This is a genomic window from Massilia orientalis (assembly GCF_030411975.2).
Classification (GTDB): Bacteria; Pseudomonadota; Gammaproteobacteria; order Burkholderiales; family Burkholderiaceae_D; genus Telluria; species Telluria orientalis.
On sequence record NZ_JASNRB020000012.1, the window covers coordinates 1 to 13,720 of the forward strand.

Genomic DNA, 13,720 nt, shown 5'->3' on the forward strand with positions numbered 1-13,720 from the left:
CGAAGCCGCTGATACGGTGCAGGATCGACACGATGGCCGACGGCGGCTGCTTGTAGTTCATCGTGATGTCCGTAATGCTCACATTACGGATCGGCTGCCCTCTTTTTTGCGCGTTCTTCACGGCTTCGGACATTGGAACACCTCCCTTAAAGCGTTTATTTATATTGACACCCGGACTACGCCGATTTTGGTCTTCGACGCTTGCCCAAAATCAAGGCATTGTAATCGCTGCAAGCGATTCATGCAGCAGCATAGAGCCGCCGCAAAAACAATTCACGACAATTCGTTTTGGTAATGATGCTTCGTGGTCAGATACAGCCCGCGCCGCAACTCCACCGCCTTGTCTCCATAGGTGAACGACACCCGGTCCGCGCACAGCAGCGGCGTTCCTTCCGGCACTTTCAACGCCTGCGCCGTCGGTGCGTCGGCCGCCACGGCCCGGATCTTTTCGGACGCGCGGATCATGCGCGTGCCGAATTCCGATTCGAACAGTCCATACATCGGTCCCTTGTATTCCGCCAGGCGCTCCGCCGTCAGTCCCTTGAACAATTGCCCCGGCAGCCAGAGTTCTTCCAGGATAGTCGGCGCGCCGCCGTCGCTCATCAGCCGTTTGATATAGACGACCGCGTCGCCCGATTTCAGCTCGAGCAGGCGCGCCACCTCGGCCGGCGCACGGATGCGCTTGACCTCGAGGTAGTCGTGATCGAGATGCTGGGGGACGCCCTCGTCGGGCATCAGCTTGAGGAAACGGAAGTGGGCGCGCGCCTCGTTGTGGGTGGCGACGAACGTCCCTTTACCCTGGCGGCGCACGACGAGGTGCTCGGCGGCGAGCTCGTCGATGGCCTTGCGCACGGTGCCCTGGCTGACCTTGTAGCGGCCGGCCAGCTCGACTTCGCTGGGGATCAGCTCGCCCGGTTTCCATTCGCCGGACTGCAGGCTCTGCGTGATCAGCGCCTTGATCTGCTGGTAAAGTGGAGAGAATGTGGGGGAAGGCGCCACGCCGCCGACAGCGCTGCCGGCGCTCGTAGTCGTGGCGCCATTGCTGTTCGGATTGGACGGGGCTGGGTTCATAGACATCGATTTTTTCATAAATCCCATTGTCCGTCCAGTGGAGAAACCCTCGGATTATGTGTCTTATATAAGACATATGATATGAATTGACAGATGGAATCGTGCGGGCATACACTCGCGGTCGATCGAGCGTGGGCGCCCGCCTGTCGGCAATCGTCGCACGCCCGGCTTGCGGGTAGGCCTTTTGGTATGATTGCAGTTTTCCCAAACTGGCGTATCCTTCTGCGTCGCCCCGTTTTTCTTTCCCACTTTGGAGATTCATCATGGCTAAAACCCCTAAGCGCGTTGCCGTTACCGGCGCGGCCGGCCAGATCGGCTATTCCCTGCTGTTCCGCATCGCCAACGGCGACATGCTGGGCAAGGACCAGCCGGTCATTCTGCAGCTGCTCGAGATCGACAACGAAAAAGCACAGAAGGCGCTGAAAGGCGTCATGATGGAACTGGAAGACTGCGCATTCCCGCTGCTGGCCGGCATGACCGCCCACAGCGACCCGATGACCGCATTCAAGGATGCGGACGTCGCCCTGCTGGTCGGCGCCCGTCCGCGCGGCCCGGGCATGGAGCGTAAAGACCTGCTGGAAGCCAACGCCCAGATCTTCACGGTGCAGGGCAAGGCGCTGGACGCCGTCGCCTCGCGCGACGTGAAAGTCCTGGTGGTCGGCAACCCGGCCAACACCAACGCCCACATCGCGATGAAATCGGCCCCGAACCTGCCGGCCAAGAACTTCACCGCCATGCTGCGCCTGGACCACAACCGCGCCCTGTCGCAAGTCGCCGCCAAGACCGGCACGGCCGTCGGCGACATCGAGAAGATGGTCGTCTGGGGCAACCACTCGCCGACCATGTACGCCGACTACCGTTTCGCCACGGTCAACGGCAAGTCGGTCAAGGACCTGATCAACGACCAGGAATGGAACGCCAACACGTTCCTGCCGACCGTCGGCAAGCGCGGCGCCGCCATCATCGACGCGCGCGGCGCATCGTCGGCTGCTTCGGCCGCCAACGCCGCCATCGACCACGTGCGTGACTGGGTGCTGGGCACCAACGGCAAGTGGACCACGATGGGCGTGCCGTCGGACGGTTCGTACGGCATTCCGGAAGGCATCGTCTTCGGCTTCCCGGTGACCACCGAAAACGGCGAGTACAAGATCGTGCAAGGCCTGGAAATCGACGCGTTCTCGCAAGAGCGCATCAACCTGACGCTGAACGAACTGAACGAAGAGCGCGCAGGCGTCGCTCACCTGCTGGGCCAGTAATTCCACAACGGCGGCGCGCATCGACGCGCCGCCGTTTTTTTCGGAACCACCATGCATCCTTCCGAGGTTTTATTCCAGGGCCAACGCCAGCCGCTGCTGCTCCCTGCCTGCGACCACTATGCCGGCAGCGAGAAGCTGATGCGCAAATCGATGGCCTTGCAACAAGAGCTTGGTCCCATTTTCGACATCACCTTCGACTGCGAAGACGGCGCCAGCGCCGGTAGCGAGCGCGCCCACGCCGAACTCGTCGCAGCGCTCATCGACAGCGACGACAACCGCTACAACCGCATCGGCGCCCGCCTGCACGACGTCGGGAGTCCCCACTTCGCGCAGGACGTCGAGATCATCGTCGGCGCCGCCGGCAAGCGCCTCGCCTACGTCGTGCTGCCCAAGCCGAACAGCCTGGAAGACGTGGTGCGCGCGCAAGATCTCGTCAACCAGGCCGCTGCACGCGCCGGCCGCGACTTCCTGCCGCTGCACGTCCTGATCGAAACGCACGGCGCCCTGCACGACGTGTACGCGATCGCCGCCCTGCCCCAGGTCGAAAGCCTGTCGTTCGGCATCATGGACTTCGTCTCGGCCCACTATGGCGCGGTACCGGCCGCCGCGATGCGTACGCCGGGTCAATTTACCCATCCCCTCGTCGTCCGGGCGAAGCTGGAGATGGTTGCGGCATGTCATGCGCATGACAAAGTCCCTTCGCATAATGTGACGACCGAGATCAAGGACAGCGCCGTGGTCGCCAACGACGCCCAGCGCGCCGCCGCCGAATTCGGCTTTACGCGCATGTGGAGCATCCACCCCGACCAGATCAAGCCGATCGTCAAGGCATTCACGCCGCGCCTCGCGGAGGTGAACGACGCGACGAGCATCCTGACGGCGGCCATGGCGAAGGACTGGGGTCCGATTGCCCACGGTGGCCGCTTGCACGACCGCGCCAGCTACCGATATTATTGGACGGTGTTGCAGCGCGCGAAGCTGGCCGGCCTTGCGCTGCCGGATGCCGCGGCGGCACTCGTCAATCAACCGGAATCCATCTGATGGCCATCACTCTGAATCAAATCGCAGCCGCCTGTGCCTTTGCGCTCGCGGCCGCCGGTCTTTGCGCAACGGCGACTGCCGCCGAAACCCATCCCAAAGCGACCAAAGTCCTGAAACAAAAGGCAAAATCCTCCAAGCATAAAAAGGCGAAAAAAGAGGACACTAAGCAAGAAGTCGTCGACAACGAGCCCGAACCGGACGTTACCGACACGACGATGGCCGAATACTCTTGCGAGTTGAACAACAAGGTCACCATCTACCGCAACCTGATGGACGACAGCCACATCGCCCTGCGCTGGAAGAACCACCTGCGCCGCATGGACAAGGTGGGCACGACCACGGGCGCGCAGCGCTACGAGAACGCGAAACTGGGCCTGGTCTGGATCGGCATCCCGTCGAAGGGCATCCTGCTCGATTCGAAGCAGAGCCGCCAGCTGGCCAACGAATGCAAGGACGCGGAGCAGGCCAAGCCGCGGGTCGTGGCCTCGGCACCGGCCGAACCGAAGAGCTGATTGATTGCAGGTAACAACAACATCCCCACAAAGGAGAAGTTAATGTCTCAGAACACGTTGAATACGCTGAAGGAATTCCCGCTCGCGGGCGGACAGACCGGCCAGTTCCACTCGCTGCCGGCCCTGGCCGAATCGCTGGGCGTGAACCTGTCGCGCCTGCCGGTGTCGATCCGTATCGTCCTCGAATCCGTGCTGCGCAACTGCGACGGCAAGAAGGTGACCGAAGAGCACGTCCGCCAGCTGGCGAACTGGAGCCCGACCGCCGCCCGCACCGAAGAGATCCCGTTCGTCGTCGCCCGCGTCGTCCTGCAGGACTTCACCGGCGTGCCGCTGCTGGCCGACCTGGCCGCGATGCGCAACGTGGCCGCCAAGACCGGCGCCGATCCGAAGAAGATCGAGCCGCTCGTCCCGGTGGACCTGGTCGTCGACCACTCGGTCACCATCGACCACTTCCGTACCCCGGACGCGCTCGACCTGAACATGAAGATCGAGTTCCAGCGCAATAACGAGCGCTACCAGTTCATGAAGTGGGGCATGCAGGCGTTCGACACGTTCGGCGTCGTGCCCCCGGGCTTCGGCATCGTCCACCAGGTCAACCTGGAATACCTCGCGCGCGGCGTGATGAAGAACGGTTCGATGTACTACCCGGACACCCTGGTCGGCACCGACTCGCACACCACCATGATCAACGGCGTCGGCGTCGTCGGCTGGGGCGTGGGCGGCATCGAGGCGGAAGCCGGCATGCTGGGCCAGCCGGTCTACTTCCTGACCCCGGACGTCATCGGCGTCAACCTGACCGGCGTGCTGCGCGAAGGCTGCACCGCGACCGACCTGGTGCTGACCATCACCGAGATGCTGCGTAAAGAGAAGGTCGTCGGCAAGTTCGTGGAATTCTTCGGCGAAGGCACGGCCTCGCTGTCGACCACCGACCGCGCCACCATCGGCAACATGGCACCGGAATACGGCGCGACGATGGGCTTCTTCCCGGTCGACGACAAGACCGTCGACTACTTCCGCGGCACCGGCCGCACGGAAGAAGAGCTGGCCGCCTTCGAAAACTACTTCAAGGCCCAGCAACTGTTCGGCATCCCGAAGGACGGCGAGATCGACTACACCCGCGTGCTGCACCTGGACCTGTCGACCGTCACCCCGTCGCTCGCCGGTCCGAAGCGTCCGCAGGACCGCATCGAACTGGGCAACGTGAAGCACAACTTCACCGAGCTGTTCTCCAAGCCGACGAGCGAAAACGGCTTCAACAAGTCGCCGGAAGACCTGTCGAAGGTCTACGAGACGACCAACGGCGTGCGCGTGAAGAACGGCGACGTGCTGATCGCCGCGATCACGTCGTGCACCAACACGTCGAACCCGAGCGTGATGCTGGCCGCGGGCCTGCTGGCCAAGAAGGCCGTCGAGAAGGGCCTGACCGTCGCGCCGCACATCAAGTCGTCGCTGGCGCCGGGATCGCGCGTCGTCACCAACTACCTGGAAGCGGCCGGCCTGCTGCCGTACCTGACGCAACTGGGCTTCGGCCTGACCGCCTACGGCTGCACCACCTGCATCGGCAACGCCGGCGACCTGACCCCGGAACTGAACGCCGCGATCACGTCGAACGACATCATCGCCGCCGCCGTCCTGTCGGGCAACCGCAACTTCGAAGCGCGCATCCACCCGAACATCCGCTCCAACTTCCTGGCCTCGCCGCCGCTGGTCGTCGCCTATGCGATCGCCGGCAACGTCATGCGCGACCTGATGACGGAACCGGTCGGCAAGGGTGCGGACGGCGTCGACGTCTACCTGGGCGACATCTGGCCGACCTCGCAAGAGATCCACGACCTGATGAAGCTCGCGATGAACTCGGACGTCTTCAAGGCCAACTACGCGGACGTCAAGGGCAACCCGGGCGCGCTGTGGGAAGCCGTGTCGTCGGTGTCGGGCCAGGTCTACGACTGGCCGGAGTCGACCTACATCGCCGAGCCGCCGTTCTTCGGCGACTTCGAGATGACCCCGAAAGCGGCCGCCGCCGGCATCGCCAACGCGCGCGCGCTGGGCGTGTTCGGCGACTCGATCACCACCGACCACATCTCCCCGGCCGGTTCGATCAAGGAAGACGGTCCGGCCGGTAAATGGCTGAAGGACCACGGCGTCATCAAGGCCGACTTCAACTCGTACGGCTCGCGCCGCGGCAACCACGAGATCATGATGCGCGGTACGTTCGCGAACGTCCGCATCAAGAACAGGATGATCCCGCCGAAGGCCGACGGTTCCGCGGTCGAAGGCGGCATCACGATCCACCAGCCGAGCGGCGAACAGCTGTCGATCTACGACGCGGCCATGAAGTACATCGCGGAAGGCACCCCGACGATGATCTTCGCGGGCGAAGAGTACGGCACCGGCTCCTCGCGCGACTGGGCGGCGAAAGGCACCCAGCTGCTGGGCGTGAAGGCCGTGATCGCCCGTTCGTTCGAGCGCATCCACCGTTCGAACCTGGTCGGCATGGGCGTGCTGCCGCTGCAGTTCCTGGGCGACGACAGCGTCGACACCCTGGGCATCACCGGCAACGAGACCTATGACCTGAAGGGCCTGGAAGGCGAGATCCGCCCGCAGATGCAGGCGACCCTCGTGATCCACCGCGCCGACGGCTCGACCAAGGAGACCTCGGTCCTGCTGCGCATCGATACGCCGATCGAAGTGGATTACTACAAGCATGGCGGCATCCTGCCGTTCGTGCTGCGTCAGCTTCTCGCTGCCTAAGCCTAGGGGTCATCGCAGGGGGCAGAGCCCGGTGTTTCTTTTAGGGCTCTGACCCCGGTGCTAAGTGGCACTGCGTCAGAACACCGGGGTCAGACCCCAACCATCAACACCGGGGTCTGACCCCTATGTCTCCGCCCACATCCTCAACAGGTTGTGATAATGCCCCGTCAGCGCCACCATCTCCGCGCCATCGCCATGCTTCGCGCGCAAGGCCTGGATGTTGGTGTCCAGCTCCAGTAGCATCGCCCGTTTCCAGTCGTCGCGCACCATGCTCTGCACCCACAGGAACGACGCCACGCGCTCGCCGCGCGTCACCGGCTTCACCTCGTGCACGCTGGACGATGGATAGACGATCGCATCGCCCGCCGGCAGCTTCACCTCGTGCGTGCCGTACGTGTCGACGACCGTCAGCTCACCGCCCTCGTAGTCGTCCGGATCGCTCAGGAACACGGTGCACGACACGTCCGAGCGGACGGGCGACCCGCCCCGCTGCGCGCGGATGGCGCCGTCGATGTGCAGGCCGTAGTGTTCCCCACCCGCGTAGCTGTTGAAGAACGGCGGCAGGATGCGCAACGGCAGCACCGCCGAGAAAAACAGCGGGTTCGCCATCAGCGCGGCGCTCACGATCTGTCCCAGCTCCAGCGCGAGCGGCGAACCCTCCGCCAGCTGGCGGTTGCGCTTGACCTGCGCGCCCTGGCTCCCGACGCTCGCGCGGCCGTCGATCCAGTCCGTCGCATCCAGGCGCGCGCGCATGGCCTTCACCTGGTCCGCGGTCAGCACGCCTGGGATATGCAGCATCATGATTAGAACTTGACGTTGGCCGACAGGGTGGCCGAGCGGCCCGGACCCACGCCCGCGTAGTGCGGCGACGAGACCTTGTCGAAGTACAGCTTGTCGGTCAGGTTCTGCACGTTCAGCTGCAGGCTGACGTCCTTGTTCAGCGCATAGCTGGCCATCGCGTCGAAGCGGGTATAGCCCGGCGCCCACTTGTTGTTGTTGACGTTCGCGTACACCATGGACATCGAGTTCAGGCCCATGCCGAACGTCAGCGCCTTCGTGACGGCGTACGTCGTCCACAGCGAGGCCGAGTGCTTCGGCGTCGTCGGGAAGCGGTTGCCGCTGTACGGCGAGGCCACGTACACGGGTTGCGCGGTCGTGCCGACGTTCAGGTAGCCGTTGTCCGCGATTTCCGCGTCCAGGTACGTGTAGCCGCCGAACACGCTCCACTGCGACGACAGCTTGCCCGAGAAGCCCAGCTCGACGCCCCTGATCTCCTTGCGGCCGACGTTCTGCGTCGTGCCGTCCGGCGCCGTCACGCGGGCATTGTTCATCGTGCTCTTGAAGACGGCCGCCGTCAGCGACAGGCGCCCGCCCGGCATCACGTCCCACTTGGTGCCCAGCTCGAAGTTCTTGCTGCGCTGGGGCTGCAGGTTCTGCACGGCCACCGTCAGCGCGTCCAGGCCGTCGCCGCCGTCATTGCCCGGCGGGGTCGCCGAGGTCGCGTACGCCAGGTAGATGCTGCCGTTCGACGCCGGCTTGTAGACGAGGCCCGTCTGCCAGCTCCAGAAGGTGCTGTCGACGTGCGCCGCCACGGCCGCCGTCGACGACGTCGCCAGCGTGTTCAGCGTGGTCTGGAAGTCGTCGTAGCGCGCGCCCAGGTTCACTTGCCATTGCGGGTTGAATTCGATGGTGTCGAACGCGTAGGCCGCCTTCGTCTTCGTGTTCACGTGCGTCAGCGCGCCCGACACGGCGCGGGTATAGACCCACGAATCGTACGGATTCGGGTCGACGAGCGTCGTGCAGTTGTACAGCGTGGCGGCGCCCGACGTCGGGCAGGTGAACGTGCCCGTCAGCGGGTTGTTCGTGCCCGGCGTGAAGACGTAGGCGGCGCGGTCGGTCGTCTCGCGGTCGAACTCGATGCCCGCGTTGTACGCATGCCTGATGGCGGCCGTGTCGAACTTGCCCGAGATGCTCGACACGTTCGACGCCGTGCGGGTCTCGGTCGCGCGGGTGTTGGCGCGGCGCCAGACGGTGCCGTACAGGACCGTGTTGCCCTTCGAATCGTCCGGCTGGGTCCACACGTAGTCGTTGTTCGACTTGCCGTAGCGCGTGACGTTGCGGAGCAGGATGCCGTTGGCGAGTTCGTGGCGCAGGTCGATCGTCGCGATGTCGCTCTTCGTGTCGCGGAAGTCGCGGTTGGCGAGGCCGTAGAACGTCGAGCGGTCGACGTTGAACGGGGTGCCGTTGCCGTTCTTCGACACGTTGGCGCCGGTCGTGACCGGGTTGTTGAACGGGATGCCCGTGTCCGGGATTTCGTGCGAGGTCAGGTGGTAGACGCTGACGATGGCGCGCGTGGGACCGGTCAGGCCGAACGTCACGGTCGGCGCCACGCCGTAGCGGTTGCCGCCGACGACGTCGCGGCCCGGCACGTCGTTCTCGTGCGCCATCACGTTCAGGCGGAACGCGCTGTTGCTGCCGATGTTGCGGTTGAAGTCGCCCGTGACGCGGCGGTATTTGTCCGTGCCGAGGCCGATGCTGGCATGGTTGAAGTCATACGACTGCGCCGTCTTCGTGATCAGGTTGACGCCGCCGCCGGCCGACGAACGGCCGCCCAGCGCCGAGTTCGGGCCCTTCACGACTTCGACCTGGTCCACGGCGAAGATCTCGCGCGACTGCGAACCGGCGTCGCGGATGCCGTCGATGTACGTGTCCGTCTGGGCGTTGTAGCCGCGGATGAACATGTTGTCGCCGACCGGGTTGCCGCCTTCGGCCGCGCCGATGGTGATGCCGGGCACGGTGCGCAGCGCATCCGTCAGCGACGTGGCACCCGTCTGCGCGATGACCTCGGCCGGCACGATCGTGACGGATTTCGGCGTGTCGAGCAGCGGCGCGGTGAATTTGGTGTTGGCCGACGTGGGCTGCTGGTTGGCGCCCGTCACCTGGACGCTCGGGATCGTCGGATCCGGGGTGACGTCCGGACCGGCATGGGCAACGGCGGGCAGCGCCAGCGACGCGAGCATGGCCAGTGCCGGGGTCGGCAACGTGCGGGCATGCTTGCGGCTGGTAATGAAGGAATTCCGGGTGTTGTTTTTGTTGGTGGTCATGGTGTGGGGGATTGCGCCCTGCCGGGCGTCTCGCTGCGCCGTAGGTAGCAGGAACATGAATGAGAACGATTCGCATTATGATTCTGATTAGTACTTTTAGCAAGCGCGAAGGCCAATAAATACGGGGGTGAGGCAGGAATGCGACGCCGGCAATCTTGCCGTCGTGTTACTGGGGTGTGGGCGAATCAACTACAATGTCGGGGATAAGGGTTTATCATGACCCGAGATGTCAACCAAGAATACGAATCACCTTACTGAAGAGACTCCTCAAGCGTATGCGTCGCCCTTCCAAAGACTCACCCAAACTTTCGGCAGAAAGCCAGCGTCTCATCAGCATCAGCAACGCCATCGTGCAGGCCGCCAGCCGCATTGAAGAACGGACCTGGGAACGCAACCTCGACACGCAGCTGCAGAAGCTGCTCAAGACGAACCACCAGGACAGCATCGACGCCGCCCTCAACGTCCTGTTCAAGGGCGACCTCGCGGTCTACGACGTGCTGATGGACGGCGTCGAGGCGGTCAGCGAGTCCTCGACGATGACCGAGCAGGCCAAGGACGGTACCGAGGCCACGTGGCAGGTGCTGCTCGTGGCTGCGCCGATCCTGGCCTGGACCCGTTTCTCGATCGCGTCCGGCACGATCCCCGGCGACATCCTGACCACGCTGACGGCGCACTTCTCCGCGCACCTGCTGGCCGACAACACGAAGGTGGCCATCGCGCCGACCTTGTACTCGATCGACCAGCTGCCGCGCACCCATGCCGAGACCTATTCCCTGACGCACAAGCTCGCCGCCGCCGCCCACAAGGGCTCGACGGTGAAGCCGGCCGCGCCCGGCCCGGACACGTCGCAATTCCTGGCCGACACGCGCTACCTGCTCGCGGCCGTCGTGGCCCCGGTGGGCGCCCCGCTGTTCCGCTGGCAGGAACCGCAGCACCACATCAACTTCGAAGCCGAGCGCGAGAACTGCCTCGAGCAATGGCGCGCCCAGGCCGGTCCGAACATCGCGCGCCTGCTGCCGGGCTGCGGCGTCGAGCTGCTGCTGCCGGAAGCGTATTACGTCGCGTGCCGCGAGGCCGATAAACTGATCCGGCCGGTATCGATCCGCGCCGCCGTCCACTACCTGACCAACACGCTGGGAGTCGAACCGAACGACCTGCGCGCGGTCGTGGCCGGCTTCGGTGACGAAGTCAACGACAGCCAGGTCGACGAATACCGCGTCGGCTTCACCTTGCGCCAGTCGCCGGACGTCGTCTACGGCATCGTCTGGCCCCTGTACGGCCAGGAAGACGAGGAGGGCACGCCGATGGAAGGCCCGGCCGGCGGCGGCGACCGCCCGCTCGCGCCGCTGGACGAGATCGTCAAGCACCTGAACGAGGTCGGCATCACGCACGTCAAGCGCATCGGCGAACGCTATGTCGCGGAGTATTGCGACGACTGCGGCGCACCGCTGTTCGCCGACCCGAGCGGCGAACTCGTCCATGCCGAAATGCCGGAAGACACGCCGGCGGGGAACGAGCACTTCCACTAACGCGCGGCATCGCCTCAACCACAAGACCCGGCCCCGTGCCGGGTTTTGTTTTTGAAAACCGGGGTCAGAGCCCTTTTTTTGGCAAGATCCATAAGGCAAACTTGTTAAGCCTCGAGGAAATTGATTAAAACCGGGCTCTGACCCCGGTTCTTGGCACGCAGGCACAGGACGCGAGCCGCCAGGCCCACGCCGTGCTGCAGGACTTGAACGCGCGCCTGACGGCCGGGTTCACGCCGGACGAGCTCGACGTCGTCGCGCGCTGGCTCGCGCAGGTCGCCGAACTCGAGCGCGACCTGCCGGGCGGCTGAAGGTCACGCGCGCGACCGCACCGCCATCGTGTATTCAACGTCGCCCGGCACCACCGACAGGTCGACCCATCCCTGGCGCCAGGCCTCTTCCAGGTCGCGCTCGATCGGCTCCAGCGTCGCCGGGGCGCCGTCGGGAAAGCCGAGCACGCCGCACGCGCAGTTGCGGCCGCGCGCCTTGGCCTGGTACAAGGCCATGTCCGCGAGGTTGACGACCTGTTCCCAGGTCAGCGCCGTACCGCCGAGCGCCACTGGAACCGGCGCGAACCCGACGGATACGCTGACCGGAACGCGCGTCCCCCGGTGCTCGGCGGCTTGCGACGAGATGCCGTGCAGGATGCGCAGCGCCACCTCGTCCAGGCCGTCGCGCGCGACCGACGGCACGAACACGAGAAATTCCTCGCCGCCCCAGCGCACGATCATGTCGGTCTCGCGGAGTGCCAGGCGCAGGTTGTGCGCAACGGTCTTCAGGACGGCGTCGCCGGCCGCATGGCCCAGCGTGTCGTTGATGTCCTTGAACCGGTCGACGTCCAGCAGGAACAGGGCACCCACGGTCCCGTCGCCGCCCGCGCGCCGCTCGGTGCCGGTCCGGCCCATGAATTCCTGGAAGTGGCGGCGGTTGTACAGCAGCGTGAGCGGATCGAGCGCGCCCTGCCGCTTCAATTGCTGGTTCTTCTCTTCCAGCTCGGCGTTGGCGCGGCGCACTTTCCGGTACAGCAGGCCGACGACCACCGACGCCAGCCCGAAGACGATGGCGAGCATCCACCAGATGCGTTGATGCAGGCGGCGGTTGTCCAGCTCCGCCTTCGTGGCCCGGTTCTCCTGGCGCAGGGCGTCGATCCGGCGCTGCTTGTTCTCGGCCTCGTACTTCTGCTGCAGCTCCATCAGCGCCTTCTGGCGCTGCTCGTCGAAGATCTCGCTCGACAGCTTGCGCTCGCGGTTGTACGCGTCGACGGCGCCCTTGTAGTCGCCGGCATGCTCCAGCGCGTAACCATACTCGCGCAGCACCGCCAGCAGTTCGGGCTTGTCGCCCTGTTTTTCATAGGTCGCGAGGCCGGCTTCGACCTGCCGCTTGCCGTCGGCCAGGTGGCCTTGCCCGAGCAGCGCCTGGCCCAGGTTGACGCGGGCCGTGGCGACGTCGTTGTTGCTCCTGGCGTCGAGGGCGGCCTCCAGCGCCTGCGCGGCATAGGTCTGGGCCTCGCGGAACCGGCCCTCCTTCAGGTAGCAATCCGACAGGTTGACGAGCGTGGTCGCCACCATCTGGCGGGCGCCGATGCTGCGTTCGAGGGCGAGTTCCTCGAACAGGGCATGCCGGGCCCGCGCGAACGCTTTCTGCTCGACGGCCAGCGCGAACTCGTCGGCCAGCGCCGTCGCGATATAGCCCGGGGAGGCCATCTGCCTGGCCACGGCCAGCGCTTCCCGTTGCGCCGCCCATCCCTTGTCGAAATCGCCCGTGTTCAAAAACAGCTGCACCAGCGTGTGCAGCGCACTGGCCAGCGGGGCGGCGTCGTCCTTGACGTGGCGTGCCATGTCGATGGCGGCATGCAGTTTCGCCAGCGCCTCCGGATAATTACCCTCCTCCTGGAACGATTGCCCGGCGGCGATCGTCGCCAGCACCTTGGTCGGGACGTCGTCCGTCGCCAGGGCGACCCGTTCCGCCTCGAACGCCGTGGCGTGCGACGCGGCCAGTTCTTCCCGCAAATAGAGCGTGTTGGCGCGCCCGATCAGGCCTTTCGCCAGGGCGACGTTGTCATGGTTGCGCCGGCCATACGTGACGAGCTGGTCGGCCAGGGTCAGCGCATGCGTCAGGTCGCCGATGCCGCGCTCGGCGGTGCTGTAGTGGTACAGGAAGTCCGTCCGCAGCGCCGCGGGGGCGGTGGCCATTTCCCATTCCATCGCGCGCAGCCGGCGCGACGCTTCGTCCGGCACGAAGCGGGCCATGGCGCCGATGTCGCGCAGGCGGCGTGCCTGTGCCTCGTCGCCATGGGCCACGAGCGGGCACAGCAAGACCGCGGCGACGCACACGGCGCGCATGCTGGATGATGACAGTACGGAAAAGGCCATTGCACTCCTCGGGCTGGGCCGAAGGACGGTCGGCCGCTTGCCGGCGCATTATGCCTGCTGTCATCTAGAAGGTTCAACTCAACCTTG

General features: G+C 65.1%; 9 protein-coding genes. 5 read left to right on the forward strand and 4 right to left on the reverse strand.

Annotated features, from left to right (window positions below; all coding sequences use genetic code 11):
- Positions 1–273: 273 nt before the first annotated feature.
- Positions 274–1,071, reverse strand: coding sequence for a GntR family transcriptional regulator (locus tag QPK29_RS19290; RefSeq protein WP_371770887.1), 798 nt, complete (start codon positions 1,069–1,071; stop codon positions 274–276).
- A 263-nt stretch (positions 1,072–1,334) separates the two neighbouring features.
- Here QPK29_RS19290 and QPK29_RS19295 point away from each other — a divergent pair, with 263 nt between their 5' ends.
- From QPK29_RS19295 to acnA, 4 genes are all read left to right on the forward strand, one after another.
- Positions 1,335–2,327, forward strand: a complete 993-nt coding sequence (locus QPK29_RS19295) for a malate dehydrogenase (RefSeq protein WP_056136855.1) — start codon at positions 1,335–1,337, stop codon at positions 2,325–2,327.
- A gap of 51 nt (positions 2,328–2,378) precedes the next feature.
- On the forward strand, positions 2,379–3,368 hold the full coding sequence (locus QPK29_RS19300) for an HpcH/HpaI aldolase/citrate lyase family protein (protein WP_371770775.1): 990 nt from the start codon (positions 2,379–2,381) through the stop codon (positions 3,366–3,368).
- 215 nt (positions 3,369–3,583) lie between these two features.
- Complete coding sequence (locus QPK29_RS19305; RefSeq protein ID WP_371770776.1) at positions 3,584–3,880, forward strand: hypothetical protein; 297 nt, start codon at positions 3,584–3,586, stop codon at positions 3,878–3,880.
- A 42-nt stretch (positions 3,881–3,922) separates the two neighbouring features.
- Positions 3,923–6,631, forward strand: a complete 2,709-nt coding sequence (acnA, locus tag QPK29_RS19310; protein ID WP_371770777.1) for an aconitate hydratase AcnA — start codon at positions 3,923–3,925, stop codon at positions 6,629–6,631.
- 123 nt (positions 6,632–6,754) lie between these two features.
- On the opposite strand, the gene QPK29_RS19315 is transcribed toward acnA, so the two are convergent.
- Positions 6,755–7,432, reverse strand: a complete 678-nt coding sequence (locus QPK29_RS19315; RefSeq protein ID WP_371770778.1) for a Fe2+-dependent dioxygenase — start codon at positions 7,430–7,432, stop codon at positions 6,755–6,757.
- A 2-nt stretch (positions 7,433–7,434) separates the two neighbouring features.
- Positions 7,435–9,735 (reverse strand): TonB-dependent receptor, encoded by a 2,301-nt coding sequence (locus tag QPK29_RS19320; RefSeq protein WP_371770779.1) that lies wholly within the window; start codon positions 9,733–9,735, stop codon positions 7,435–7,437.
- 275 nt (positions 9,736–10,010) lie between these two features.
- Here QPK29_RS19320 and QPK29_RS19325 point away from each other — a divergent pair, with 275 nt between their 5' ends.
- Positions 10,011–11,264: a DUF2863 family protein gene (locus QPK29_RS19325; protein ID WP_371770780.1), complete on the forward strand. Its 1,254-nt coding sequence runs from the start codon at positions 10,011–10,013 to the stop codon at positions 11,262–11,264.
- 311 nt (positions 11,265–11,575) lie between these two features.
- Here QPK29_RS19325 and QPK29_RS19330 read toward each other — a convergent pair whose 3' ends face one another.
- Positions 11,576–13,633 carry a tetratricopeptide repeat-containing diguanylate cyclase gene (locus tag QPK29_RS19330; protein ID WP_371770781.1) on the reverse strand — a complete coding sequence of 686 codons (2,058 nt, stop codon included), beginning with the start codon at positions 13,631–13,633 and terminating at the stop codon, positions 11,576–11,578.
- Positions 13,634–13,720 lie beyond the last annotated feature (87 nt).

What these genes read in the sequence shown, in the direction of transcription:
- QPK29_RS19305 (WP_371770776.1), top strand. Translation starts at nt 3,584, where the DNA reads ATGGCCGAATACTCTTGCGAGTTGAACAACAAGGTCACCATCTACCGC.
- QPK29_RS19290 (WP_371770887.1), bottom strand. Translation starts at nt 1,071, where the DNA reads ATGAACCCAGCCCCGTCCAATCCGAACAGCAATGGCGCCACGACTACG.
- QPK29_RS19295 (WP_056136855.1), top strand. Translation starts at nt 1,335, where the DNA reads ATGGCTAAAACCCCTAAGCGCGTTGCCGTTACCGGCGCGGCCGGCCAG.
- QPK29_RS19330 (WP_371770781.1), bottom strand. Translation starts at nt 13,633, where the DNA reads ATGGCCTTTTCCGTACTGTCATCATCCAGCATGCGCGCCGTGTGCGTC.
- acnA (WP_371770777.1), top strand. Translation starts at nt 3,923, where the DNA reads ATGTCTCAGAACACGTTGAATACGCTGAAGGAATTCCCGCTCGCGGGC.
- QPK29_RS19325 (WP_371770780.1), top strand. Translation starts at nt 10,011, where the DNA reads ATGCGTCGCCCTTCCAAAGACTCACCCAAACTTTCGGCAGAAAGCCAG.
- QPK29_RS19300 (WP_371770775.1), top strand. Translation starts at nt 2,379, where the DNA reads ATGCATCCTTCCGAGGTTTTATTCCAGGGCCAACGCCAGCCGCTGCTG.
- QPK29_RS19315 (WP_371770778.1), bottom strand. Translation starts at nt 7,432, where the DNA reads ATGATGCTGCATATCCCAGGCGTGCTGACCGCGGACCAGGTGAAGGCC.
- QPK29_RS19320 (WP_371770779.1), bottom strand. Translation starts at nt 9,735, where the DNA reads ATGACCACCAACAAAAACAACACCCGGAATTCCTTCATTACCAGCCGC.